Below are 23,820 nucleotides of genomic sequence, written 5' to 3' on the forward strand. Positions count from 1 at the left end.
AGAGAGGGCCGGATCAGTGGCCCGGATGGATAGCATCGTTGAGATAGATGCAGGTGAGGATCGTGAAGACGTAGGCCTGGAGGAACGCGACCATCAGCTCGAGGCCGGTCAGCGCGACCGTGAGGCCGAGCGGCAACAGCGCGCCGACCTTGCCGACGAAGCCGAGCGCACCGAGCATGGTCACGAAGCTCGCGAACACCTTCAGGGTGACGTGGCCGGCCAGCATGTTGGCGAACAGACGGACGCTGTGCGAGATCGGACGGGAGAAGAAGGAGATGATTTCGATCACGACCACCAGCGGCAGGATCACCGCGGGGATGCCGGAGGGGACGAACAGCTTAAAGAACTTCAGGCCGTTCTTGTAGAAGCCGTAGATGATGACCGTCAGGAACACCAGCAGCGCCAGCGCGAAGGTGACGATGATGTGGCTGGAGACGGTGAAGGTGTAGGGGATGATGCCGACGATGTTCGAGACGAAGATGAACATGAACAGCGAGAACACCAGCGGGAAGAACGTCATGCCGTGCGAGCCGGCGCTGGTTCTGATGGTGTTGGCGACGAATTCGTAGGACAGCTCGACCACCGACTGGAACCGGCCCGGCACGAGCGCGCGCCCGGCGGCCATCATCATGACGGCGATCAGCACGACCGCGAGCAGCATGTACGCGGACGAATTGGTGAAGGCGATCTCCTGATTGCCGATGTGGCCGATCGTGAAGATCTTGTTGAGGTGGAATTGATGGATCGGATCGATCATCCGCGTGGCGTCTCAGTTGTTCACCGGCCACGCCGGCGCTTTGCAATTCACTCGTTGGTCTTCCGCGCGAGGTCTTCCGCGCATGTCTCACTGGCGGGGCCTGTCGGGAGCTATGCCTGCGGATCTCACCACGTTCAACACGCCGGCCGCGAAGCCGAGCAGGAAAAACACGATGAATCCAAAGGGCGATGTCGACAGCAAGCGGTCGAAGCCCCAGCCAAGCACCGCACCGACGAGGACACCGGCGATCAACTCGGAGGACAGTCGCAGGCCACGCGCCATGGCCGAAGCCCGGGCTGCAGTGTCACCGCCGCCGTTTCCAGGTTGATCAGCCCCGATCTTTCGGCCGTCGCGAAATTCGGACAACCGTTGGTCGAGACTTCCGAGCCTTGCGGAAAGCGCAACCTCATCGGGCGACTTGTCGCGATCCCCGTGTCCGCCGCTCTCGTTCGTGCCATCCGCCATGTGCTTATCCGCCATGTGTGGAGACCCGATCCGTTGCCGCGAGTGTCAGGAAATAGCGCCCCATCGCCCTTTAAAGCCGCGCGGACCATACTGACCGCATCCCCCCAAGTCAAGATTGCGTGTTGAACTGTTAGGTGCCTGATTCTGCTCGTCTTCTCGGCTTTTTCGTCAGATCGGTCGCGCGTGTCACCGCGCCGCATCAACAGTGTTCTGTGCAACTGCGATCTTGCCCCTGTCAGGGCCCTCTGATCCGATGTCGCTGAACTCCAACCAGCACGGGAACCCGCATGTCGCGCCAGATCGATTACTATTTCTCGCTGCAGTCGCCATGGGCCTATATCGGCCACCGGCTGTTCCGCGACATCGCCGCGAGCCACGGCGCGAGCGTCAACCTCAAGCCGGTCATGCTGGTGGATCTGTTCGCCGAGACCGGCGGGCTTCCGCTGGCCAAGCGCCATCCGGCGCGGCAGCGCTATCGCATCGTCGAGCTGAAGCGGTGGCGCGACAAGCGCGGTCTCGATTTCCACATCCAGCCGAGCAACTGGCCGTTCAATGCCCGGCTCGCCGACGGCGTCGTCATTGCGGCGCAGCAGGCCGGCCTCGATCCGGAGCTCTATCTGCAGCGCGCCTTCCCGGCCATCTGGGAGCAGCAGCTCAATCTTGCGGATGCCGAGGTGATCGCCGGCCTGGCCGATGCAGCCGGACTGCCGGGCCGCGATCTCGTGACGCAGGCGGCGAGGGACGTGGTCGGGGCGGCCTACGAGCAGAACCGGCAGGACGCGATCGCGGCCGACGTGTTCGGATCGCCGGCCTACGTGCTGGATGGCGAGATATTCTGGGGGCAGGACCGGCTCGAACTGCTGGCGGACGCGTTGAAATCCGGTCGCTCCGCCTATACGTCCGAAACATAGGTGCGGCCTGTGGCAGCGGATCGCACCTGAGGCAACGTCATGGCCGCGACACAATGTCGGCGTGCATGGCGGCGGTTGCGAATGCGCCTGGGAGAGCCAGCCATGAGTCCCACGAAGCCCTACCGGCCGCCCCTCCTCGCGCTGCTGGCGTTGAGCTGCCTGGGCGGAGAGGCGTTTGCGGTCGAGGACACAACGCCTGACGGCGACAAGGGACGCTACACGATGTCGACGACATCGGACGGCGTGATCCGGCTCGATACCAAGACCGGTGCGGTCTCGATGTGCAACAACAGCGGTGGATCGGGCTTTGCCTGTTACGCGGTGCCTGATGAGCGCGCCGCGCTGGACGCCGAGATCGGCCGTCTGCAGGCGGAGAATGAAAAGCTCAAGGGCCAGCTCGCGTCGCGCGACCAGAGCATCTCCGGCAAGATCGACGAGCCGCTGCCGAAGGACCAGGCGCTGCCCAAGTCCGATCAATTGAAGAAGGCGGAGCCTCGAGCCGGAGAGTCGAAGTCTGCTGATGGAACGCGCAAGCTCGAGATCCCGCTGCCCAGCGACCAGGACATGGACCGCATGATGGGGTTCCTCGAGCAGGCGTGGCGCCGGTTGCTCGACATGGCGACGCGGGTGCAGAAGGACGTCTCGGGCAGGATCTGAGACCGCTTCGAGGAGGCTGTATCCATGTCGGCACGATCGGCCTCGCGCACGGCACCTTCGGCCGCTGCGATCGATACGGTGGTGACGTCGATCCTGACGGTGCAGACTTCGGGCCGCGGCTTCACCGATCTCACGCGCGAGGTCGAGGCATTCCTGCGTGAAGTCTCCGCCAGGGAAGGCGCGGTGACCCTGTTCGTTCGCCACACCTCGGCGTCGCTGACGATCCAGGAGAATGCCGATCCCACCGTGCTGCACGATCTCACCACGGCGCTGGCGCGGCTGGCGCCGGAGGATGCCGGCTGGGTGCACGACACCGAGGGGCCCGACGACATGCCGGCGCACATCAAGACCATGCTGAGCTCGGTCTCGCTGCAGGTGCCGGTGCAGGACGGCCGCATGATGCTCGGCACCTGGCAGGCGCTCTATCTGATCGAGCATCGCGCGCGTCCGCATCGGCGCGAGCTGGTGTTGCAGTTCATCGGCGCGGCCTGAGGCCATAAAGAGAAAATCCGTGGGTCTGAAATGCGGAACGGCCGCGGAGCGATCCGCGGCCGTCCGTTCGAAGAAGATGCGGGCGGGGTCGCCGCCCGCGTCCTGATCAGTGCTGCTGGATGTCGACGTCCTTGGTCTCCGGCAGGAACAGGAAGCCGACGACCGCCGTGATCACCGCGAAGAAGATCGGGTACCACAGGCCGGCATAGATGTCGCCGGTCGAGGCCACGATCGCGAAGGCGGTTGCCGGCAGCAGGCCGCCGAACCAGCCGTTGCCGATGTGGTAGGGCAGCGACATCGAGGTGTAGCGGATCTTGGTCGGGAACAGCTCGACCAGCATCGCGGCGATCGGGCCGTACACCATGGTGACGAAGATCACCAGGATGAACAGCAGGCCGATGATCGCGGCGACCTGCGGACGGAAGACGTCGAACGGATGCGCCATCTTCACGATCGACGGATCACCCGCCTTCGGATAGCCGGCCTGGCCGATCGCGGCCGTCAGCGCCGGGTTGCTGGTCTTCGCATCGGTGTAGGGCACTTCCTTTCCGTTGAAGGTGACCTTCACGCCGGAGCCGGCCGGACCATAAACGGTCGAGTACTTGACCGAGGACTGGGCCAGGAAGGCGCGGGCGGTGTCGCAAGGCGCGGTGAAGACGCGGGTGCCGACCGGGTTGAACAGATCGCCGCAGCCGGCGGGATCTGCCACCACTTCCACCTTCGTCGCCTCGATCGCCTTCTCCAGCGCCGGGTTGGCGTTGGTGGTGATCATCTTGAAGATCGGGAAGAAGGTCAGCGCCGCGATCAGACAGCCGCCCATGATGATCGGCTTGCGGCCGATCTTGTCGGACAGCATGCCGAACACGATGAAGAAGCCGGTGCCGAGCAGCAGCGACCAGGCGATCAGCAGGTTGGCGGTGTAGCCGTCGACCTTCAGGATCGATTGCAGGAAGAACAGCGCGTAGAACTGGCCGGTGTACCAGACCACGCCCTGGCCCATCGTGGCGCCGATCAGCGCCAGCAACACGATCTTGGCGTTGCCCCAGTTCGCGAACGCTTCCGTCAGCGGCGCCTTCGAGCTCTTGCCCTCGTCCTTCATCTTCTGGAACACGGGCGATTCGTTCAGGCGCAGACGGATCCAGACGGAGACGCCAAGCAGCAGCACCGAGACCAGGAACGGAATGCGCCAGCCCCATTTGGCGAAGTCGGCCTCGCCGATGATGGTGCGGGTGAACAGGATGACCAGCAGCGACAGGAACAGGCCCATCGTCGCCGTCGTCTGGATGAAGGAGGTGTAGTAGCCGCGCTTGCCCATCGGGGCGTGCTCGGCGACATAGGTCGCGGCACCGCCATACTCGCCGCCGAGCGCGAGGCCCTGCAGCAGGCGCAGGCCGATCAGGATCACCGGCGCCGCGAAGCCGATGGTCGCGGCGTTCGGCAGCAGGCCGACGATGAAGGTCGACAGGCCCATGATCAGGATCGTGACCAGGAAGGTGTATTTGCGGCCGACGATGTCGCCGATGCGGCCGAACACGATGGCGCCGAACGGACGCACCAGGAAGCCGGCGGCGAAGGCGAGCAGTGCGAAAATGTCGCGGGTGGCCGGCGGATAGTCGCTGAAGAACTGCGCGCCGATGATCGAGGCCAGCGACCCGTAGAGATAGAAGTCGTACCACTCGAAGACGGTGCCGAGAGAGGAGGCCAGAATGACGAAGCGTTCGTCCTTCGTCATGCCTCCAGCTCTCGCTTGTGTGGCTACCATTGTTGACATCGGCATTCGCTCCCCATGATTGTTGTGATGATGGCTTTCGCCTCCGCATGCCGGACTTGGACGGCGCAGGTCGCGGAGACCTTGCTCTTCAGTAACATTGCAGTGAAACTCGCCCCAATACGACTTTCGGCTCTGCCCTCTGCGGCGCGCGGGAAAGATGGGGACATTGCGGCGGATCAAGTTCGCTGAGCGGCCGACGCGCTATCGATATTGCGTTGCACAAGGTTCGGATTAACCGCCTTCCCTGCAAGTGGAATTGCACGCTTGCATGCAACCGGTGGCCGGGCGAGTATTTTACGGAAAACCGGGCGCGTGCAGTTGCAGCATGTCGTCGGTCTCGCAAGGTCAAGTCTGGATTCATGGCGGCTGCCAGCACTCATCTCGTCATTGCCGATGATCACCCGTTGTTCCGCAATGCCTTGCGGCAGGCGGTCGCGAGCGTGCTCGCGGAGGCCGTGGTCGACGAGGCCGGCTCGTTCGAGGACCTCACCGCTTTGCTGGAAAAGGATTCCGAGGTCGATCTGGTGCTGCTCGACCTCACCATGCCCGGCATCTCCGGCTTCTCGGGCCTGATCTATCTGCGCGCGCAATATCCGGCGATCCCGGTCGTCATCGTGTCGGCGAGCGACGACGGCGCGACGATCCGCCGCTCGCTCGATTTCGGCGCCTCCGGCTTCATCCCGAAGCGGTTCGGCGTCGACACCTTGCGCGATGCCATCAAGAAGGTGATGGACGGCGAGGTCTGGGTGCCGCCCGACACCGACCTGGCCGCCGGCGCCGATCCTGAAATGACCAGGCTGCGCGACCGCCTGGTCACCTTGACCCCGCAGCAGGTGCGCGTGCTGATGATGCTGTCGCAGGGCCTGCTCAACAAGCAGATCGCCTACGAGCTCGGCGTCTCCGAGGCGACCATCAAGGCGCACGTCTCGGCCATTCTGCAGAAGCTCGGCGTCGAGAGCCGGACCCAGGCGGTGATCGCGGCCGCGAAGATCGCGGGCAGCGCCTGGCGGCAGGATACGCCGACGGGGAAGTGACGGGGTTTTCGCGCGTCGGGCGCCGATCTCCGAGCTTGACCCTCATGGTGAGGAGGCGCGCAGCGCCGTCTCGAACCATGAGGCCACCGTCCGGGCCTCGCCCTTCGAGACGCCCGCCTGCGGCGGGCTCCTCAGGGTGAGGGGCGAACGTCTTATTCAGACGTGAAGTTCGCCTCATTTGATGATCCATCGCGACACACCTTCTCAGCCTCGCGACGCGTCTCGCGTCCGAGCTTTGCTGATCTTTCGCCCTCTCGAAAGCAGAGGGCGCAGGGAAGGCCGGGCGCTGGCCGCGCCCGTGGCCCGCCTGCAGAAAAAAAGCAGGCGGCAGTCACCACAGGTCTGGCCGAACACGCCCGGCCCTCCCTGCGCGATGGTTTTGACGGCTGCTCCGAGCTCTCCCCGGGGACCGGCGTTCTTGCCCCCGTCATCCGCAACATCGTCGTCACGGACTTGGCATCAGCACCGGGATGCCAGGACCACACGGCTTGACCGTGCGCACCGGATCGTTCGTCCGCGAGACCTAAGCCCGCTGCGACCCGACGCGCCCACCGCATCCCGCGCCCCACGTTCGTGACGATCGCGAAGCGCCCCTCATGGCGGGCACGGGATGGCGCAACATGTATCATGATTTCTGGGAAAAAGAAATAAGATTCGACGGGCTGTGAATTTGTCGATCTGAACCGATAGCTGAACAGGACTGGAGTTCCGAGGACTCTTGGAGCCAGCGAACGCGCGCGGTCCTTGATCGCGCTCAAGCTGCGAGCAGCCGGTGGCTCTGCCGAGACGCGCTGGTGGGTTTGATCCGAGCATCGGCTGACGGCAAACGGCCGTCGCTGGGGACAACGGAGGCAGACGTAGAGGAGGGATAACTGACCGAGGTCCACAGGACTGGGTGCACAAGGGGACATGAAAATGTCAGCGGGGTTTGAGCTTACGTCACCATTTCGGGTTTGATCGCCAAAAAATTGCAGATTAATGAGTTTGCTCGCGCCGGAAGTATTTGGGCGCGTGCGGAAGAGAGCGGGTCGTTATGCATTCACCAGCCGAGGTGCACTACGCCAGGGACGCCGTCCATGGGCCTCTCTACCGACCAGACATCGACGGATTGAGAGCTGTCGCCGTCCTCTCCGTGGTCGCCTTTCACGCCTTTCCTGGCACGCTCCGAAGCGGCTTTGTCGGCGTCGACATCTTCTTCGTGATATCGGGCTTCCTTATCACATCAATTATTCTCGGCGGGCTGGAAAGTGGCACATTCAGCTTTCAGGTCTTCTACGCCCGGCGGATCAAACGGATATTTCCCGCGCTCGCGCTCGTGCTAGCCACATCGTTAGCAGCGGGCGCGCTTCTGCTACTGCCAGACGATTTCCGTCTGCTCGGTAAGCATGTGGCCGCTGGCGCGGGCTTTGTTTCCAACTTTGCTCTGTGGCAGGAAGCCAACTATTTCGACGTTGCGGCAGACACCAAAATCCTGCTGCATCTCTGGTCGCTTGGCATCGAGGAGCAGTTCTATCTCGTGTGGCCGGCGCTGATCTGGATTGCCTGGCGGCTGCGCCTGAACCTGTTCACGGTTTTTGTCGCAATGTTTGCAGCTTCATTCGTCTTCAACATCAAGGCTACGCCATCCAACCCCGTTGCTGCATTCTATTCCCCAGGCGCCCGCTTCTGGGAGCTGTCGACGGGCAGTATTCTAGCCTATCTGGCATTTTCGACGCCGCGGGCGGCAGTGTGGATCGAAAATGGCATCGCAACGGTGATGGCGTCCGTTCTCTTCGAACGCGGCGGAGTGGATGAGAGAAAGCTCTACCGCGACTTCGTTTCGGTCGCGGCCATCGCGCTGATTGGTGCGTCAGTCCTCATGATCACGCGCCGACAAGAGTTTCCGGGCTGGTGGGCGCTGATGCCGGTCCTTGGAAGCTACCTGGTCATCCTCGCCGGGCCGGGGGCTTGGCTCAACCGGGTGCTCCTCTCAAATCCAGTCATGGTCTGGATCGGTCTGATCAGCTATCCATTGTATCTTTGGCACTGGCCGCTGCTGACTTTTGCGCGCATCCACTATGGAGCCTCGCCGCCCCCGCAGGCCGTCATCACGTTGTTGGTCGGTGCGTCAGTCGGGCTTGCGTGGGGCACCTATCAGTTTCTCGAGAAGCCCATCCGGTCTGGCGAGCGGCGGGTCTGGATGGTGCCAGGGCTAGCAATGGCGATGATCGCCATCGGCGCATTTGGGCTCCTCGATGTCGCGATGCAGGGTTTCCCGGGCCGGATCAACGACGAGGACAAGCGTGAATATGCGGCATATTTTTATGGCGGGTCGCCGCTGATCCAGGCTGAGGCTCAGGATATCATGCAGAACCGCTGTAACTTTTACGCCTGGGATAGTCCGGTCCCCACGCTCGCGCCAAGAAAGGCCATCGATCCCAGTTGCTATATGCGGCACTCCGACAAGAGTGTGCTCATTATCGGAGATTCCAATGCTGCGGATCTATATTACGGGCTCAATGAAGTTCTTCCGAAAGATGTCTCGGTACTGCTGATCCACAGTTCGGGCTGCCAAGTCAGTCCAATTATCGAGCACATCATAGAAACTCACCACTGCAACATGGCGAACTACTTTGCGCTGCGTCGGATTGAGATCGATCCGCCCGATGTTCTGTTGCTTTCATCGAACAACTCGTTCGACATCGAGTACATCCGCAAGTTTTCGATGATGGTGAAGGGGTATGGCGTCAAGAAGGTGCTCGTGCTTGGTCAGCGGCCGCATTGGAAGCGCTTTCTGCACAAAATCATTCTGGATGAGTATTGGAAGTCGACCCCGCGGTATATACCGGGTCACCTCGATGACGAGTTGATGTCGTTCACCAAAAAGTTTCAATCGCAGCTGAAGCGCGACGAGCCCTTCGACTTCGTGGACGAAATGCAAGCGTTCTGTAGCGCAGAGGGGTGCCTTGCTTTCCTCGGAGATAACCGTCGCGAAGGGCTGATCACGGCTGATACGGTTCACCTCCGCCCATTCGCCTCGGTCTGGTTGGCGCGCCAACAGCTAGCCCCCCTGATTTTGAGGTCTTTGGGTAGTCAGTAAGCTGAGTCGTACACTTTTCCGTTCTGCGTCATCAGTGGCACGCCGTCGGGCGTACCCGGGATAAAGCAGCCGAACTTCACGAGCAGGCCGTTGCCTCCGACAATGGATGGGCCCACCTTGCGATAGCCATCCCTCCTGGGGCAATTACCGATACGTAGCTGTTCGCTCCCGATGACCATAAACAATCGGTTGATGCTCGGCATGTCGCCCGACTCGTCCGCTATCGGCTCTATGCTGGCGCATCCTTGAGAGCTGCAGCCTAGCGTAAACCGCCCTCCGCCTTGCTCCATGCGCCAGACGATATCGAAATGACCGGCGACTTGGATTCCGCCATTGAAGGACGAGCCTGCCGTTGGACCGTCAAACGAAATAGCGATATCCTTGTCGCCAGATCCGTGAAAGACGAGCTTTCCTGAGCCGTCGAAAACTCCGTTGTTGTGTGCGAGCATTTGCGGTGTATTCGGGTTGTTGTCCCTATTGCAGTGCATCTCGATCTGCCCCTGCGGCCCAAATTGATCCGCCCATAGAAACAGCTCACCATTGTCGCCTGCCGTAATGCACGTCGCTGCATGCACCAGCTTTATCGTTCCGTTTCCGTTCGGAGATAGCGCGATCAAATTGCTGCCCAGGGGCTGCCCACTAATGGCAACCGCGTCATCTTTGAAGGTTTGGCCGATGGTCGGCGCGATCGTTACGAGCGATTGGCGGGTGTCGAGGTCCTGCTGGATCAGCTGAACGGCGGTAGCGAGATACTTCACTGGCCTGCTGATGCCGTCGTTGCCATCATCGCCGTCATTATCGACGAGGATCTTCAAACTTCCATTCGGAACTTTGTATCGACCGGGCTTGTGCGTCGAAATCCAACGACCTTTGTAGCTTGTTATTCCGACCGACTGGTTTGGATAAAGCCGTGGGTTGATGTCTTGTGGGAAGTCGATCAAGAGCTTGCCGGCATCGGACTCTTCGTTGACGAGAACGATATCGCATCCATCTTCGATGCCAGTCGCCGCGGGAAGAGTAATTCGTATGTTTCCTCCGAACGCAATAATGTTCTGGTCGCACGCAAGCGGAAGGGGGCCGCTCCGACCGATAGTCCCTATAGGGCGTGACTGCGCGTTGAGGAGCGTGCCCGTAAGCACAATCAAGACGAAAAGAAATCGCCCCACCAAACCAAATCCAATCGGGAAATTTCAAATCTAGGATCAACTAACTTTCTAGGCTTTGTCTGGTAAGGTTCAACCATGGGCTGTGTCAACTGCCGCGATCTGCGTTTGGGTCGCCGACTTCGCTTCAACTCGGTCAAACCCGCCGTTTTTCGAGCCAGTTCCTCCTCCGGCCCTCTCAAGATCGTAGTCGTCGAGTGGACCCCCGCTAAAGTACGGAGTGGCCGAACGCTAAAGAAACCGCCCCACAAACCCCAGCGCCGTTTCCGCCACCTCGCGCCAGCCGCTGTCGATTGTCAGCGAGTGGCCGCGTTGCGGGAATTGGGCGAATTCGGTGACGGCGTGCTGGTTGCGCTTCTGCCGATCGTAGGCGGCGCGGGCGACCGAGGGCGGCACGGTGTGGTCGTGCTCGCCGGAGATGATCAGCAGCGGGCCGCGTTCGACGGCCTCGCTGTCGACGTGGGCCTCGGTCCAGGGATTGAGGTTGGCGGCCGCGGCCTGGAAGATCGGTCGGCCCGGGGCAGGCGCCTGGTAGGTTTCGTATAATGCGTCGCTCTCGGCTTCCGGCACGGAGTTCGCAAACGCGTAGCGGAATTGTTCGGGGGTAAGACTGACGTTGCGGTTGGCATTGAGCGGGTTCTGCAGGACCGGCCAGGCGGAGCGCAGCGCCGAGACGGGCAGCGGCAGCACGCCGCGGAATGGCGCCGGATCGATCGCGACCGTCGCCGCCGACAGCCCGCGGCCGGCGAGGATCTGCGCGATCAGGCCGCCGAAGGAATGGCCGATCACGGCGGGGCGCCGGTCGAGCGCGCCCGCGATCGCGGCGAAGTGCGCCGCCACCTCGCCGATCGTTTCGGGCGCTGCGGCGCCGCCCACCTCCGCCGGCCAGCCGGGCGCCAGCGCGGCATAGCCCGCGGCGGCGAACATCTCGGCCCAGCGGTCCCACGAGCTGGGCTTCAGCCACAGGCCGTGGATGAAGATGACCGCAGGCTTTTGCGCGGCGTTGGCCGCGCCGATCGCATCATCGAGAGCGTGGGTCGACATGATCGGCGCCTTCTGCTGCGTTGGATCAGTTGCGCGAGGATCAGCGCGACGACGGCGTGGCGGCCGGCTGCCCGTTGAGGAAGGCGTCGATCGCAGCGACCGTCGCGGTGGGCTGCTCTTCCATCAGCCAATGGCCGGAGCCTTCGATGACCTGCTCCTGCACGTTGTTCGCGCCGGCCCGCGCCACCACCGCCATGGTCGGGCCGAAGGACGCCGCGCCGCCGATCGCCAGCACCGGCATCGTCAGCTTGCCATGGGCCGCGAGCCAGGCGCGGTTGTCGATGGCGTCCTGATCGAAGGCGGCGAACTGGCTGAAGCCGGCATGCATCCGCCCGGGGCCGGCATAGAGCTCCGCGTAGTGGACGCGCGCGGCCTCCGGGAAATGCGCAGGGTTGGCCGAGAACTCGTTCCAGAAGCGGTCGAGATAGATGCGCTCGCGGCCCTCGACCAGGCGCTCCATGTCGGGGCCGCCGAAGCGGAAGTGCCACAGCAGCGGGTTCTTGAGGATCTCCTCCCACGGGCCGATGCCCGGCACCGGCGCATCCATCAGCACCAGCTTGGTAACGCGGTCGGAATGCCGCGCTGCCAGCGCATAGGCGACCATGTTGCCGATGTCGTGGGCCACGACCTCGGCGGTGCGCGCGCCCAGCGCGTCCATGACGCCGGTGATGTCCTCGGCCTGGTTGGCCTTCTCGAAACCCTTGTCGGCGCGGGCGGAGAGGCCGAGGCCGCGCAAATCGGGCACGATCACGGTGTGGTTCTCGGCGAGCTTGGCGGCGAGCGGCACCCACATGTCGCCGGTGTCGCCATAGCCGTGCAGCAGCACCACCGCGGGTCCTGTGCCGCCGACGCGGACGTGGAGCGTGGTGCCGTTGGTCGGGATCTCCTGGGTGCGGAAGCTCTTCGGGAACTTGCCGGGCGCCTCGGTCGCGTCGGCGAGGGCGGCGCTGGTCAGCATCGTGAGCGCGCTGGCGGCGAGGGCGGTTCGTTGCAGCAGGCGGGGCAGGGTCATGACGGTCTCCGTAGGTTGCATCGTGGTGATGCACGCAAAGCTAGACGAACCCCAATCGCGGTATTAGAGGGTAGTGACGCCAAAGATTTTTGATCTGGACGCAAAGATGGTACTGTCCGGCGCGGACCGCGCCCGGGATCTCGAGGTGTTCTGCGCGGTCGCCGACAGCGGCAGCTTCTCGGCCGCGGGCCGGGGCCTCGGGCTGACGCCGTCGGCCGTCAGCCGCACGCTCGACCGCATCGAGGCGCGGCTCGGCGCGCGGCTGCTGCTGCGGTCCACGCGCGTGCTCACGCTGACCGCCGAGGGCCTGGCCTATCTCGCGGCCGCCCGCCGCATTCTCGCCGATCTCGACGAGGCCGAGCAAGCGATCGCGGATCAGGGCGCGCCGCGCGGGCGCATCCGGGTCAGCGCCGCGCTGTCGCACGGCCGCATCTGCATCGTGCCGTTGCTCGGCGAGTTCGTGCGGCGCTATCCGAACATCCTCGTCGACATCAATCTCAGCGACGGCCTCGTCGATGTGGCGGCGGGCCAGGCCGACGTCGCCATTCGCGGCGGTCCGCTGGCCGACAGCGCGCTCACCGCGCGGCGCCTCGGCGACAATGGCCGCACCATCGTCGCCTCGCCGGACTATCTGGCGCGCTGGGGCGTGCCGCAGACTCCGGAAGACCTCACCAACCACAACTGCCTGAACTTCAGCTTCCGCCGCGCCGAGCCGGTGTGGCCGTTCCGCCGCGACGGCGTCAACTATGCGCTGAAGCTGCGCGGCGCCGTCGAAGCCAACAGCGGCGACACGCTCAGCCAGCTCGCGCTCGATGGCGTCGGCATCGCCCGCGTCGGCGATTTCAGCCTCGGCAACGCGATCGCAGAGGGGCGGCTGGTGCCGCTGCTCGAGGTGTTCAATCCCGGCGACAGGGAAGTCTTCCACGCCGTGTTCGTCGGCGGTCCCAACATGCCCGCGCGCGTCCGCGTGTTCGTGGACTATCTCGTGGAGCGGATGGGCGCGAGGGGAGAACCTTAGTTCTTGCCTCAAAGGATGTTCTGCGACCCTCGCAAGCGACAGCGGCCGGGGTTTGCGCCCGGCCGCCGTGCCATGTTCGAGGATGCTCCGTCAACAGACGCTGTCAGATGCAGTGCGCGACGGCATGGATCGTCTGGGAGGCTTCCTTACCCGGCCGGCTGCAGGGCGAGCGCGACCTTCGGGAAGTCGATGTCGGTGTGCGCGGCGTTGTTGACGTAGTTCGTCAGCACGTTGATCGCGACGTTCGCGATGATCTCGATCAGCCGGCCGTCGTCGAGACCCGCCGCGCGCGCCGTGGCGAGGTCGGCGTCGGCGACCTGTCCCTTGGTGTCGACGACGCGGCGCGCGAGGCGGGCGACGGCTGCGTCGATGGCGTCATCAGCGGTGCCTTCGCGAGCCTTGCGGAGGCCGTCCGGGCTGAGGCCTGCGCCCTTGCCCATCAGCGAATGGGCCGAGAGACAATATTCGCAGCCATTGGCCTGGGCGACCGCGAGCGCGACGATCTCGCGTTGCCTCGCGGTGAGCGCGCCCTTGGCGAGTGCATCGGAGAAGGCGATGTAGCCGTTCAGCGCGGCGCCCGACTGCGCGAGCGTCGAGAACAGGTTCGGCGTCATGCCGATCTTGGCCTTCACGGCGGACAGCGTGGCGACGACGCCGGCATCGGCGCTGACGGTGTCGACGGGAGCAATGCGGGGCATGGGAACATCCTTGGTGTGAGGTGCGGGCTTGCACGCCCCCTCCATGCCGGACTATGTGTGGCTTTAGGTGCCAGAAACATTGCAGATCGTCCCATGGACCCTTTTGCCGCGCTGTTTGCCCATGTCACGCCGCGGGCTCGGACCTTCTTCTCCGGCAACCTTTGCAACACCGTGGAATTCGGACCGGAGGGCCATCTGCACCTGTTCAAGGCCGGCGTGCTGACCCTGACCCAGCCGGGCGCAGACGACTTGAAACTGCACGAGCCGACCCTGATGTTCTTTCCGCGCGGACGGACGCATCGCTTCGTCGTCGATCCCGAGCGTGGTGCCGATCTCGTTTGCGCGACCGTCGAGCTCGGCGGCGCCGAGGGCAATCCGATCGGTGAGGGACTGCCCGAGCTCGTGGTGCTGCCGCTCGCCGGGCATCCGACGCTCACGCCGGTCTGCGACCTGCTGGTCGCCGAGGGGTTTGCCGATGGCGGCGGTCGGCAGGCGGCGCTGGACCGGCTGTTCGACTATCTGCTGATCCTGATCGTCCGCGACGTCGTCGCCAGCGGCGCGGTCGAGAGCGGCGTGCTCGCCGGGCTCGCTGACCCGCGCCTGGCGAAGGCGCTGACCGCGATCCATGACGCGCCGGGCCGGGCGTGGAGCCTCGAGGATCTCGCCGATATCGCCGGCATGTCGCGCACGCGCTTCGCCGATCTGTTCCGGGCGCGCGTCGGCCGAACGCCGATCGACTATCTGACGGCTTGGCGCATGACGCTGGCGCGGCAGCTGCTTGCCAAGGGCAAGTCCGTCAAGAGCGTCGCTTCGCAGGTCGGCTACGACAGCGCCGCGGCGTTCTCGCGTGTGTTCAGCCGGGTGTCGGGGCGCCCACCGCGGGAGGTGCGGTAGCCCGAGCGGCCGTTTCGCCGACCGGCGTTCCTACTCCGCCGCCACCATCTGCTGGATCCGCCACTGTCCCAACAACGCCCGCAGCGACGCCGGCTTCAGCGGCTTGTTGAGCACGGCGACGTTGTCGTCGCGGGCAGCGGCGCGGACGTGGGGGCTGCGGTCGGCGGTGATCAGGATCGCGGGCAGTGCCTCGTTGAAGCGGCGGCGGATGTCGCGGATGGCGGCGATGCCGTTGCCGCGGTCGAGATGGTAGTCGACGAGCAGGCCAGTGACGGCGCCATCGCGCGCCGCGATCGCCTCCATCGCGGACTCCGGATCAGGCACGGCGATCACCTCGGCGTCCCACGCCGTCAGCAGGGTCTTCATGCCGTCGAGGATCGCCGGATCGTTCTCGATGCAGACGATCAGCGCGCCGGCAATCGGCGTCGTCGCCAGCGGCGTCGCGCTGGTGACGGCGGCAGTGTGGTTGATCGCTTTCGCAATCGGCACCGTGACCGAGAACACCGAGCCGCGGCCGGGCCGCGAGTCCAGCGCGATGCCGTGATTGAGCACGCGCGCGATGCGCTCGACGATCGACAGCCCCAGGCCGAGGCCGCGCGCGATCCGCGCGCCCTGCTCGAGGCGGTGAAATTCCTTGAAGATCTCGCCGCGCTTCACCGGGGGGATGCCGACGCCGGTGTCGTAGACGCCGATCTGCAGCGACTGGCCGTGGCGGCGGCAGCCGACCAGCACGCGGCCCTTGGGCGTGTACTTGATGGCGTTGGAGATGAAGTTCTGCAGCAGCCGGCGCAGCAGCAGGCGGTCGGACTCGACCGGCAGCGACGACGGCACGAACACCAGCTCCAGACCCTTGGCGCGCGCGGCGGGCGCGAACTCGATCTCCAGCGAGCGCATCAAATCGGCCATCTTGAAGCTCGACACCGAGGGCGTCATCGCGCCGGCATCGAGCCGGGAGATGTCGAGCAGCGCGCCGAGGATCTCCTCGATCGCTTCCAGCGAGTCGTCGATGTTCTCGACCAGGCGCGAATCCTCGCCGGCCGTCTGCCGCTCGACGAGGCTCGTCACGTAGAGCCGCGCCGCGTTCAGCGGCTGCAGGATGTCGTGGCTTGCCGCCGCAAGGAAGCGCGTCTTGGAGATGTTGGCGTCCTCGGCGGCGCTCTTGGCCAGCGCCAGCTCCGAGTTCAGCCGCGTCAGCTCCTCGGTGCGGTCGCGGACGCGTTTTTCCAGCGTCGCATTGGCGCGCTCCAGTGCCTCGGCGGCCTCGAACGAGGGCGTGACGTCGGTGAAGGTGATGACGAGGCCGCCACCCGGCATGCGGTTGGTGCGGACCTCGATCACCATGTGGCGGTCGGCGAGGCGTTCCAGATAAGGCTCGCCCTCGGTGGTGTAGGCGGCGAGCCGGCGCGCCAGCAGCGCCTCGCCGTCCTCATAGGTGGGCGCGCCGATCGTGCCCATGAATTCGAGGATTTCCTTCAGCGGGCTGCCGATCTGCACCAGATCCGGCGGCAGCCCGAGCAGGTCGACGAACTGGCCGTTGGAGCAGATCAATTGCAGATCGGCGTCGAACACCGCGATGCCCTGGCGCACATGGTTCAGCGCGGTCTGCAGGATCTCGCGGTTGAAATGCAGCGCGGCATGGGAATCGTCGAGCAGCTTGAGCGCGGCCTTGGCCGACACCGTGCGCTTGCGCAGGAGCAGCGACATCACCAGGCGCGACGACGCCGCGCCGATCGAGGAGGCGATCAGATGCTCGGCATGGCGCAGCAGCTCGAAATCGGCCGGCGCGGCCGGATCGAGCGGCAGGTTGCGCTGGGCGGCGAAGGCCTCGAACGAGGCGCGGGCGCGATCGGGGCCGAGATATTGGCCGACCGTGCTCTGGATGTCCTGCACCGTCACGGTCGAGCGCCAGCGGCGGAAGCTCGGTGCGCTCGGCGTCAGCTCGGCCGGCACGAAGATGTCGGCCTGCAACAGCTCGATCGACGACGGCTGCCGCGCCAGCGACAGCACGATGTAGGTCAGCAGATTGAGCGACAGGCTCCACAGCACGCCATGCAGCAGCGGCGGCAGGTCGGTGCCGAGCAGCGCCTGCGGCCTGAGCGCCTCGAGCCCGAACGGGCCGTGCTGAAGAAACAGGATGCCCGCGGTCGAGGTGTCGAGGAAGCTCGGGATGAACAGCGTGTAGAGCCAGACGGCGAAGCCGACCAGCATGCCGCCCATCGCGCCGCGCGCGGTCGCGCGCCGCCAGAACAGGCCGCCGAAGAAGCTCGGCGCGAGCTGCGCGATGGCGGCGAACGACAGCAGGCCGATCGCGGCGAGCTGGGTGTTGCCGAGCGCGCGATAGTAGAAATAGGCCATCACCATGATGGCGAAGATCGCGATGCGGCGGGTGCCGAGCAGGAAGCCGGCGAAGTCGCGGCCGATCTCGCGCTGCTCCTGCTGGCGCTGCAGCACCAGCGGCACGACGATGTCGTTGCAGACCATGATCGACAGCGCGACGCATTCGACGATCACCATCGCGGTCGCCGCCGACAATCCGCCGACGAAGACCAGCACCGACAGCCATTGCGAATTGGCCTCGATCGGCAGCGCCAGCACATACATGTCGCTGTCGACGGCGCCGAACGGGAAGGTGATGAGGCCGGCGAGGGCGATCGGGATCACGAACAGATTGATCGCGACGAGATAGAGCGGAAACAGCCAGCGCGCGCGCGACACCTCGGCATCGTCGGCGTTCTCGACCACACTGACATGGAACTGGCGCGGCAGCAGCATCGCGGCGCAGAACGACAGCAGGGTCATGGTCAGGAAGCTGCCGATGCCCGGCACGTATTCCAGCGCGCGCTCGGCCTCCGGCGATTTCATCGCACGCTCGATCAGCTCGACCGGCGAGAACATAACGAAGGTGACGAAGGCGCCGGCGGCGATGAAGGCGACCAGCTTGATGATCGATTCGGTCGCGACCGCCAGCATCAGGCCGTGCTGGTGCTCGGTGGCGTCGGTCTGGCGGGTGCCGAACAGCACCGCGAAGATCGCCATCGCCAAGGTCACCATCAGCGCCATGTCGCCGACGATCGGGATATGGGCGAAGGCGCGGTCGTCGACCATGATGGTCTCGAGCGACGATGCCACCGCCTTGAGCTGCAGCGCGATGTAGGGCACCGAGCCGATGATCGCGATCAGCGCCACGGTCGCCGCCACCGCCTGGCTCTTGCCGTAGCGGGCGCCGATCAGGTCGGCGACCGAGGTGATGTTCTGCGACTTGGCAAGGCGGATGACTCGGCGCAGCAGCGGCGTGCAGGCGCCGACCATCAGGATCGGCCCGAGATAGATCGCGAGGAAGTCGACGCTGTTGCGCGAGGCGAAGCCGACCGAGCCGAAGAAGGTCCAGGACGTGCAGTAGATGGCGAGCGACAGCGGGTAGATCAGCCCGGCCAGCCGTGACGGCCGCCGTTCACCGGCCCGGTTGCCGCGGCTGGCGACCAGGAACAGGAACCCGATGTAGCCGAACGCGGCCAGGATCACGCCCCAGTCGTGCAGCATGCGTTGACGCCAACTCCTCGATCGATCCCTCTGGACGAGCAGCAAACTTAGCGCTTTGCGGGGGGCGGGGCGATAGGGATGTGGCGGCGGAAGCTGGAATGAGGCGGCGTCGTTAAGGGGCGGGCGCGCCTCAGATGCAAGGATGTGGTTAGGCGAATACAGCCTGTGGGAGTCGGTCTCTCACGGCGAGGTTAGTCGGCTCCCCTCCCCGCAAGGGGGATGGGAGCGCACCGCGTGTGTGGCGGCGGCTCGCGTTGCGCGGTCGGGGGCTACTCCGCCGCCAGCGGCTTCTCGTGCAGCGCCAGGCCCAGGCGTTCCCAGACCTGGAGCAGGGCCTCGGCCAGGCGGTCGATCAGGCCGTCGTCGTGGTAGGGCGAGGGCGTGATGCGCAGGCGCTCGGTGCCCTTGGCGACCGTGGGGTAGTTGATCGGCTGGATGTAGATGCCGTGCTCTTCCAGCAGCAGATCGGAGGCCTGCTTGCACTTCTCGGGATCGCCGACGAACAGCGGCACGATGTGGGTGTCGTTGGTCATCACCGGCAGGCCGGCGGCGTGGAGGACCGCCTTCACCCGCGCGGCGCGGTCCTGGTGGCGTTCACGCTCCCAGTTCGACGATTTCAGGTGCTTGATCGCAGCCGTCGCGGCCGAGCAGATCGGCGGCGGCAGCGCGGTCGTGAAGATGAAGCCCGGCGCGTAGGAGCGCACGGCATCGATGATCTCGCCCTTGGCGGCGATGTAGCCGCCGAGGCAGCCGAATGCCTTGGCCAGCGTGCCTTCGAGGATGTCGATGCGGTGCATGACGCCGTCGCGCTCGGCGATGCCGCCGCCGCGCGGGCCGTACATGCCGACCGCATGCACCTCGTCGACATACGTCATCGCGTTGTAGCGCTCGGCGAGATCGCAGATCTCAGCCAACGGCGCGACGTCGCCGTCCATCGAATACAGGCTCTCGCAGGCGATCAGCTTCGGCCGGTTCGGGCCGGCGGCGATCAGGAGCTGCTCGAGATGGGCGAGATCGTTGTGGCGCCAGATCTGGCGCTCGCAGCCGGACTGGCGCACGCCCTCGATCATCGAATTGTGGTTCAGCGCGTCCGACAGGATCAGGCAGTCCGGAATCAGCTTGGCGAGCGTGGCGATGCCGGTCTGGTTGGAGACGTAGCCTGACGTGAACAGCAGCGCCGCTTCCTTGCCGTGGAGGTCGGCGAGCTCGGCTTCCAGCTGCACCAGGGGATGATGGGTTCCGGCGATGTTGCGGGTGCCGCCGGCGCCGGTGCCGACGCGGGTCGCGGTCTCGACCATCGCGCCGACCACCCTGGGGTGCTGGCCCATGCCGAGATAGTCGTTGGAGCACCAGATCACGACATTGCGCGGTCCGCTCGGCGAGTGCCAGGTCGCATGCGGGAACCGGCCGGCGATGCGTTCGAGATCGGCGAAGACACGGTAGCGACGCTCATCATGCAGGCGACCGAGGGCGGCACTGAAGTACTGGCTGTAGTCCATCACGAAACCCGAACTGGCGCGCTGCAGTGCAGCACCTGAAGCGAAAACCTCGCGGCATGCGTGGCGTGAGGTCTTCTTAGAGCGTTTCCAGAGCGGCTGTCGAGCCGGAATCCCACGGCGGGAATTGGGCGATTTGTCCAAGGGGCAGCTGATCCCGGCTGAACGGCGCCAGGATTGCGGCGACGCGGCGGCGTTGCGGCCCCGCAGCCTCAGGTGGTGCGATAATGCAGCACGCCGTCGACGTCGCCGGCGGTCAGGCGGCCCTCGACCAGCATGTAGTTGACATGCGCGATCAGCTCGCCGGCGGCGAAGCCCATCTGATGCGCATCGAGCACGTGCTTATGGAACACGACCGGTACGAGCTGCGCCGAGGTCTTGGTCTCGTCGCGGCAGGCGTCCGCGATCATCCGGCAGCGCTCCTCATGGTGGTCGGCGAGCTGCTTGATGCGCGTCTTCAGCCCGTAGAACGGCACGCCGTGGCCGGGCAGCACCAGCACGTCATAGGGCAGGGTGGTGGTGAGGCTCGCCAGCGACGCCAGATACTCGCCGAGCGAGTTCTGGTCCGGCTCGACCGCCCAGACGCTGACATTCGGCGAGATCTTGCTCAGCACCTGGTCGGCGGACAGGAACAGCTTGTCGGCGGCGCAGTACAGCATGACCTGGTCGAGCGCGTGACCGCCGCCGGTGATGACCTTGAAGCGCCGGCTGCCGATCTGGATCTCGTCGCCATGGGAGATGCGGCGGTAGGAGGCCGGCAGCACCGAGACGCGCTGCAGATATTCCTGGCCGCGGCCGAGCAGCTTGTCGGTCAACGTTTCGTCCATGCCGTGGCGGCGGAAGAACAGCCGCTGCGCATTGCGGCGCTCCTCGGTGCCGCGGTTCTGGTGATAGACCGACTGCAGGTACTCGACCTGCGACATCACCAGCGGGCAGGCGAAGCGCTCGACGATCCAGCCGGCGAGCCCGACATGGTCGGGATGAGAATGCGTCACGATCAGCCGGGTGATCTTCACGTGCTTCAGCGGGCCATCGAGCAGCCGCGTCCAGGCGCCGATCGATTCCTCGTTGCCGAAGCCGGAGTCCACCGCGACCCAGCCATCGCCGTCGGCGAGCAGATAGATGTTCACATGGTTGAGGCGGAACGGCAGCTTCAGGCGCAGCCACAGCACGCCGGGCGCGACCTCGACGACCTGGTCCTCACCGGGATGCTGCTCCCAGGGATAGCGCAGGGCTTCAGCGGAGGAGGGAACGGTGTCTGTCTTGGTCATGCCTCATCGATTAACGGCCGCCGCGGGCGAGCGCCAGCCGAAAAACGCGATGGAAGCGGCATGGCTGGACGGCATTCCGGGACGCGGCAGGCCGGGCCTCATGGTTCGAGACGGCGCTGCGCGCCTCCTCACCATGAGGGTTGAGGGTCGGCGCTTCGATCCCACGCCCGGTTGGCCGCAAAGCGACCTGCGCCTCCTCACCCTGAGGAGCCGGCCGCAGGCCGGCGTCTCGAAGGGCGAGGCCCGATATCGACTACGCCGCCCTGATGTTGGTCAGGAACGCGTCGACCTCCGCGCGCAGCGTCTCCGCCTCGCGGCGCAGCGCCTCCGAGGCGCTGAGCACCTCGTTGGCGGAGGTGCCGGCCTGGGCCGAGGCGCTGGAGACGCCGGTGATGTTGTTGGAGACCTCGGTGGTGCCGGAGGCCGCCTGCTGGATGTTGCGGGCGATCTCGTGCGTCGCCGTTCCCTGCTGCTCCACGGCGGCGGCGATCGCGGTGGTGACGTTGTCAATCTCGGCGATGGTCCCGCCGATGTTGCGTATCGCCGACACGGCCGACGAGGCGACCTGCTGCATGCTCGCGATCTGCGAACGGATCTCGTCGGTGGCCTTGGCGGTCTGGCTCGCCAGGCTCTTCACCTCCTGCGCGACCACCGCGAAGCCGCGCCCGGCCTCGCCGGCGCGCGCCGCCTCGATGGTGGCGTTGAGCGCGAGCAGGTTGGTCTGCGAGGCGATCGCCTGGATCAGGTCGACGACGACGCTGACGCGGCTCGCATTGTCGGCGAGCCCCTGCATCGTCGAGTCGGTGGCGCCGGCTTCCTCGACCGCCTTCTTGGCGATCTGGGCCGAGGTCACGACCTGGCGGCTGATCTCCGCGATCGACGACGACAATTGCTCGGTGCCGGCCGACACGGTCTGGACGTTGACCGAAGTCTCCTCGGCAGCCGCCGCGACCGCATTGACCAGCGAGTTGGACTGGTCGGCGGTCTGCGACATGCTCTGTGCGGTCGCCTGCATGGCCGTGGCGGAGTTCTGCAGCGTGCCGAGGGCGCTGCGCACCGTCGCCTCGAACGTGGCGATCTGGGCCTCCATGCGCGCGGCGCGCTCGGCCTTGGCGGCATTCTCGCGGTCCTGCTCGGCGGCCAGGGTGCGGGCACGGACCATGTTTTCGCGGAACACCTGCAGGGTGTCGACCATCGCGCCGATCTCGTCGCGCTGCTTCGAGGCCGCGATCTCGGTGTCGAGATCGCCGCTCGACAGCGTCTGCATCGCCTGCTGCAGCCGCTTGATGCGGCGCAGGATGTTGCCGCCGACATAGAGCCAGACGAACAGCACCGAGCCGAGCAGCGTGGCTGCGCCGGCGCCGACCATGCCGAGCGTCGCCAGCTCGATGTCGCGGCCCGCCGTGGAGGTGGCACCTTCGGTCGACTTGCGAACGCCTTCGACGAGCTGCTGCACGCTGATGTCGAGGCCGACATTCAGCTTGCGCGTCTCCTCCAGCACGGTCTGGCCGTAGTCGTTGGCGTCGAGCTCCTTCTCGCGGGTCTTGAACACGCGGGTCTTGCCCTCGCCGAGCGCGGCGAGCTTCAGCGCGGCGTCGTGGATCGCCTTGGTGCTGCGGCCGGTCGGCAGCAGTTCGAGATTGGATTTGAGCTGCGCCAGCGCCTCCTTGAACTGCCGCTCGATCGTCTCCAGCGTGTCGCTGTCGTTGGCCGAGAGCGCGGCGGCCATCTGCGCCACCAGCAGGTTGCCGGATGCGATCACGTTGCCGAGCTGCTCGACGAAGCGGGCGGCGGCCGTCGCGTCGTCCGCCGACACCTCGGCCGCGCCGAGCACGGCGTTGAGCTGCGTCTGCGCGTCCAGCATCGGCTCGTTGGCGGCGGCGGTGAACTCCGCCTGCGCCTTGCGCAGGGCGTCATACTGCTTGTTGTGAAGGGCTGCGACGTCGAGCCGCTCGCGCGCCGCCGACACCAGGCTCTGATTGGCCTCGTTGATGTTCTTGATGGTCTCGGCGAGCGGCGCCACCACGCTTTTCGCGGCGCCGAGCGCGCTGATCTCGCTCAGCCGCTCCTGCGTGGTCTTCTGGATCTCCTGCATCCTCTTCAGGCGATCGTTGAGCGCGTCCTCGCTCTGGGACTGCAGCAGCGCCGGGCCGAGGCTCGCCAAGCTGGAGCTCTGCGCCAGCAGTTGCAGGCTCGAGGTCAGGCGCGGAATGTCGCGGCCCGAGAGCTCGACCATGGCGCCGCCGACGTGGCGCAGCATCAGTCCCGCAGCGACGCTGATCGCGATCGCCATGCCGGCGATCACCGCGAAGGCTGCGAACAGGCTGCCGCGGACGCCCCATTTGGGTCGCAGCGCCCCGAGCATCCTGCTGAAGCTGAACCGAATCGCCATCTCTGGTGTCCCCCAATATGCACTATTTGTAGCTGTTGCTTGCAGGCAGTATCGGGGCCGGCGGTTAACAAATCAGGGAAACTACTCAGGGCGTGCCGAATTTTCGCGGATTTTCGCATTTCACCG

At 65.4% G+C, this 23,820-nt stretch carries 18 protein-coding genes; 7 read left to right on the forward strand and 11 right to left on the reverse strand.

Annotated features, from left to right (window positions below):
* Positions 1-13 precede the first annotated feature (13 nt).
* Together ACQR1D_RS04340 and ACQR1D_RS04345 are read right to left on the reverse strand one after the other, a co-directional pair.
* Positions 14-757: a F0F1 ATP synthase subunit A gene (locus tag ACQR1D_RS04340; protein WP_316181934.1), complete on the reverse strand. Its 744-nt coding sequence runs from the start codon at positions 755-757 to the stop codon at positions 14-16.
* Between the two features lie 87 nt (positions 758-844).
* Entirely contained in the window at positions 845-1,222 is a 378-nt protein-coding gene (locus ACQR1D_RS04345) for an AtpZ/AtpI family protein (RefSeq protein WP_315801529.1), read from the reverse strand.
* A gap of 287 nt (positions 1,223-1,509) precedes the next feature.
* Here ACQR1D_RS04345 and ACQR1D_RS04350 point away from each other — a divergent pair, with 287 nt between their 5' ends.
* The 3 genes from ACQR1D_RS04350 (at position 1,510) to ACQR1D_RS04360 (ending at position 3,282) form a co-directional block, all read left to right on the forward strand.
* Entirely contained in the window at positions 1,510-2,133 is a 624-nt protein-coding gene (locus ACQR1D_RS04350) for a 2-hydroxychromene-2-carboxylate isomerase (RefSeq protein ID WP_434893796.1), read from the forward strand.
* A gap of 102 nt (positions 2,134-2,235) precedes the next feature.
* The gene (locus tag ACQR1D_RS04355) at positions 2,236-2,790 is read left to right on the forward strand and encodes a hypothetical protein (protein WP_434893795.1); all 555 of its coding nucleotides are present in this window, start codon (positions 2,236-2,238) and stop codon (positions 2,788-2,790) included.
* Positions 2,791-2,814: 24 nt separating this feature from the next.
* On the forward strand, positions 2,815-3,282 hold the full coding sequence (locus ACQR1D_RS04360) for a secondary thiamine-phosphate synthase enzyme YjbQ (protein ID WP_316218198.1): 468 nt from the start codon (positions 2,815-2,817) through the stop codon (positions 3,280-3,282).
* 106 nt (positions 3,283-3,388) lie between these two features.
* On the opposite strand, the gene ACQR1D_RS04365 is transcribed toward ACQR1D_RS04360, so the two are convergent.
* Entirely contained in the window at positions 3,389-5,059 is a 1,671-nt protein-coding gene (locus ACQR1D_RS04365; RefSeq protein ID WP_315801525.1) for an MFS transporter, read from the reverse strand.
* Between the two features lie 353 nt (positions 5,060-5,412).
* On the opposite strand from ACQR1D_RS04365, the gene ACQR1D_RS04370 reads away from it, so the two are divergent.
* Together ACQR1D_RS04370 and ACQR1D_RS04375 are read left to right on the forward strand one after the other, a co-directional pair.
* On the forward strand, positions 5,413-6,087 hold the full coding sequence (locus ACQR1D_RS04370) for a response regulator transcription factor (RefSeq protein WP_316181924.1): 675 nt from the start codon (positions 5,413-5,415) through the stop codon (positions 6,085-6,087).
* Between the two features lie 1,033 nt (positions 6,088-7,120).
* A complete protein-coding gene (locus tag ACQR1D_RS04375) occupies positions 7,121-9,166 on the forward strand; it encodes an acyltransferase family protein (protein WP_434893794.1) in 2,046 nt (681 codons plus the stop codon).
* Here ACQR1D_RS04375 and ACQR1D_RS04380 read toward each other — a convergent pair.
* The 3 genes from ACQR1D_RS04380 to ACQR1D_RS04390 form a co-directional block, all read right to left on the reverse strand.
* Positions 9,160-10,332 (reverse strand): hypothetical protein, encoded by a 1,173-nt coding sequence (locus ACQR1D_RS04380; protein WP_434874793.1) that lies wholly within the window; start codon positions 10,330-10,332, stop codon positions 9,160-9,162. The two genes, ACQR1D_RS04375 and ACQR1D_RS04380, sit on opposite strands and share 7 nt — an antisense overlap.
* A 228-nt stretch (positions 10,333-10,560) precedes the next feature.
* Positions 10,561-11,373: an alpha/beta fold hydrolase gene (locus ACQR1D_RS04385; protein WP_434874794.1), complete on the reverse strand. Its 813-nt coding sequence runs from the start codon at positions 11,371-11,373 to the stop codon at positions 10,561-10,563.
* 40 nt (positions 11,374-11,413) lie between these two features.
* A complete protein-coding gene (locus ACQR1D_RS04390; RefSeq protein ID WP_316237318.1) occupies positions 11,414-12,385 on the reverse strand; it encodes an alpha/beta fold hydrolase in 972 nt (323 codons plus the stop codon).
* Positions 12,386-12,491: 106 nt separating this feature from the next.
* On the opposite strand from ACQR1D_RS04390, the gene ACQR1D_RS04395 reads away from it, so the two are divergent.
* Positions 12,492-13,403: a LysR family transcriptional regulator gene (locus ACQR1D_RS04395; protein WP_434838088.1), complete on the forward strand. Its 912-nt coding sequence runs from the start codon at positions 12,492-12,494 to the stop codon at positions 13,401-13,403.
* Between the two features lie 146 nt (positions 13,404-13,549).
* Here the strand turns inward: ACQR1D_RS04395 and ACQR1D_RS04400 are convergent, their stop codons facing one another.
* Complete coding sequence (locus ACQR1D_RS04400) at positions 13,550-14,101, reverse strand: carboxymuconolactone decarboxylase family protein (RefSeq protein WP_316218204.1); 552 nt, start codon at positions 14,099-14,101, stop codon at positions 13,550-13,552.
* A gap of 93 nt (positions 14,102-14,194) precedes the next feature.
* On the opposite strand from ACQR1D_RS04400, the gene ACQR1D_RS04405 reads away from it, so the two are divergent.
* Complete coding sequence (locus tag ACQR1D_RS04405; RefSeq protein ID WP_315801516.1) at positions 14,195-14,995, forward strand: AraC family transcriptional regulator; 801 nt, start codon at positions 14,195-14,197, stop codon at positions 14,993-14,995.
* A 30-nt stretch (positions 14,996-15,025) separates the two neighbouring features.
* Here the strand turns inward: ACQR1D_RS04405 and ACQR1D_RS04410 are convergent, their stop codons facing one another.
* The 4 genes from ACQR1D_RS04410 to ACQR1D_RS04425 all read right to left on the reverse strand — a co-directional run bounded on the left by ACQR1D_RS04410 (position 15,026) and on the right by ACQR1D_RS04425 (position 23,694).
* On the reverse strand, positions 15,026-18,535 hold the full coding sequence (locus ACQR1D_RS04410) for a PAS domain-containing hybrid sensor histidine kinase/response regulator (protein WP_315801515.1): 3,510 nt from the start codon (positions 18,533-18,535) through the stop codon (positions 15,026-15,028).
* A 269-nt stretch (positions 18,536-18,804) separates the two neighbouring features.
* A complete protein-coding gene (gene hemA / locus ACQR1D_RS04415; protein ID WP_434838087.1) occupies positions 18,805-20,034 on the reverse strand; it encodes a 5-aminolevulinate synthase in 1,230 nt (409 codons plus the stop codon).
* 209 nt (positions 20,035-20,243) lie between these two features.
* Positions 20,244-21,302 carry an MBL fold metallo-hydrolase gene (locus ACQR1D_RS04420; protein WP_434838086.1) on the reverse strand — a complete coding sequence of 353 codons (1,059 nt, stop codon included), beginning with the start codon at positions 21,300-21,302 and terminating at the stop codon, positions 20,244-20,246.
* A 253-nt stretch (positions 21,303-21,555) separates the two neighbouring features.
* The gene (locus tag ACQR1D_RS04425; protein WP_434838085.1) at positions 21,556-23,694 is read right to left on the reverse strand and encodes a methyl-accepting chemotaxis protein; all 2,139 of its coding nucleotides are present in this window, start codon (positions 23,692-23,694) and stop codon (positions 21,556-21,558) included.
* Between the last annotated feature and the right edge of the window lie 126 nt (positions 23,695-23,820).

It is taken from the genome of Bradyrhizobium sp. HKCCYLRH2047 (genome assembly GCF_051168175.1).
In the GTDB taxonomy this organism is placed as follows: domain Bacteria; phylum Pseudomonadota; class Alphaproteobacteria; order Rhizobiales; family Xanthobacteraceae; genus Bradyrhizobium.

Coding starts and splice junctions, on each gene's coding strand:
- ACQR1D_RS04390 (WP_316237318.1), bottom strand. CDS start 12,385: ATGACCCTGCCCCGCCTGCTGCAACGAACCGCCCTCGCCGCCAGCGCG.
- ACQR1D_RS04385 (WP_434874794.1), bottom strand. CDS start 11,373: ATGTCGACCCACGCTCTCGATGATGCGATCGGCGCGGCCAACGCCGCG.
- ACQR1D_RS04395 (WP_434838088.1), top strand. CDS start 12,492: ATGGTACTGTCCGGCGCGGACCGCGCCCGGGATCTCGAGGTGTTCTGC.
- ACQR1D_RS04365 (WP_315801525.1), bottom strand. CDS start 5,059: ATGCCGATGTCAACAATGGTAGCCACACAAGCGAGAGCTGGAGGCATG.
- ACQR1D_RS04355 (WP_434893795.1), top strand. CDS start 2,236: ATGAGTCCCACGAAGCCCTACCGGCCGCCCCTCCTCGCGCTGCTGGCG.
- hemA (WP_434838087.1), bottom strand. CDS start 20,034: ATGGACTACAGCCAGTACTTCAGTGCCGCCCTCGGTCGCCTGCATGAT.
- ACQR1D_RS04405 (WP_315801516.1), top strand. CDS start 14,195: ATGGACCCTTTTGCCGCGCTGTTTGCCCATGTCACGCCGCGGGCTCGG.
- ACQR1D_RS04375 (WP_434893794.1), top strand. CDS start 7,121: ATGCATTCACCAGCCGAGGTGCACTACGCCAGGGACGCCGTCCATGGG.
- ACQR1D_RS04420 (WP_434838086.1), bottom strand. CDS start 21,302: ATGACCAAGACAGACACCGTTCCCTCCTCCGCTGAAGCCCTGCGCTAT.
- ACQR1D_RS04400 (WP_316218204.1), bottom strand. CDS start 14,101: ATGCCCCGCATTGCTCCCGTCGACACCGTCAGCGCCGATGCCGGCGTC.
- ACQR1D_RS04370 (WP_316181924.1), top strand. CDS start 5,413: ATGGCGGCTGCCAGCACTCATCTCGTCATTGCCGATGATCACCCGTTG.
- ACQR1D_RS04410 (WP_315801515.1), bottom strand. CDS start 18,535: ATGCTGCACGACTGGGGCGTGATCCTGGCCGCGTTCGGCTACATCGGG.
- ACQR1D_RS04345 (WP_315801529.1), bottom strand. CDS start 1,222: ATGGCGGATGGCACGAACGAGAGCGGCGGACACGGGGATCGCGACAAG.
- ACQR1D_RS04340 (WP_316181934.1), bottom strand. CDS start 757: ATGATCGATCCGATCCATCAATTCCACCTCAACAAGATCTTCACGATC.
- ACQR1D_RS04425 (WP_434838085.1), bottom strand. CDS start 23,694: ATGGCGATTCGGTTCAGCTTCAGCAGGATGCTCGGGGCGCTGCGACCC.
- ACQR1D_RS04350 (WP_434893796.1), top strand. CDS start 1,510: ATGTCGCGCCAGATCGATTACTATTTCTCGCTGCAGTCGCCATGGGCC.
- ACQR1D_RS04360 (WP_316218198.1), top strand. CDS start 2,815: ATGTCGGCACGATCGGCCTCGCGCACGGCACCTTCGGCCGCTGCGATC.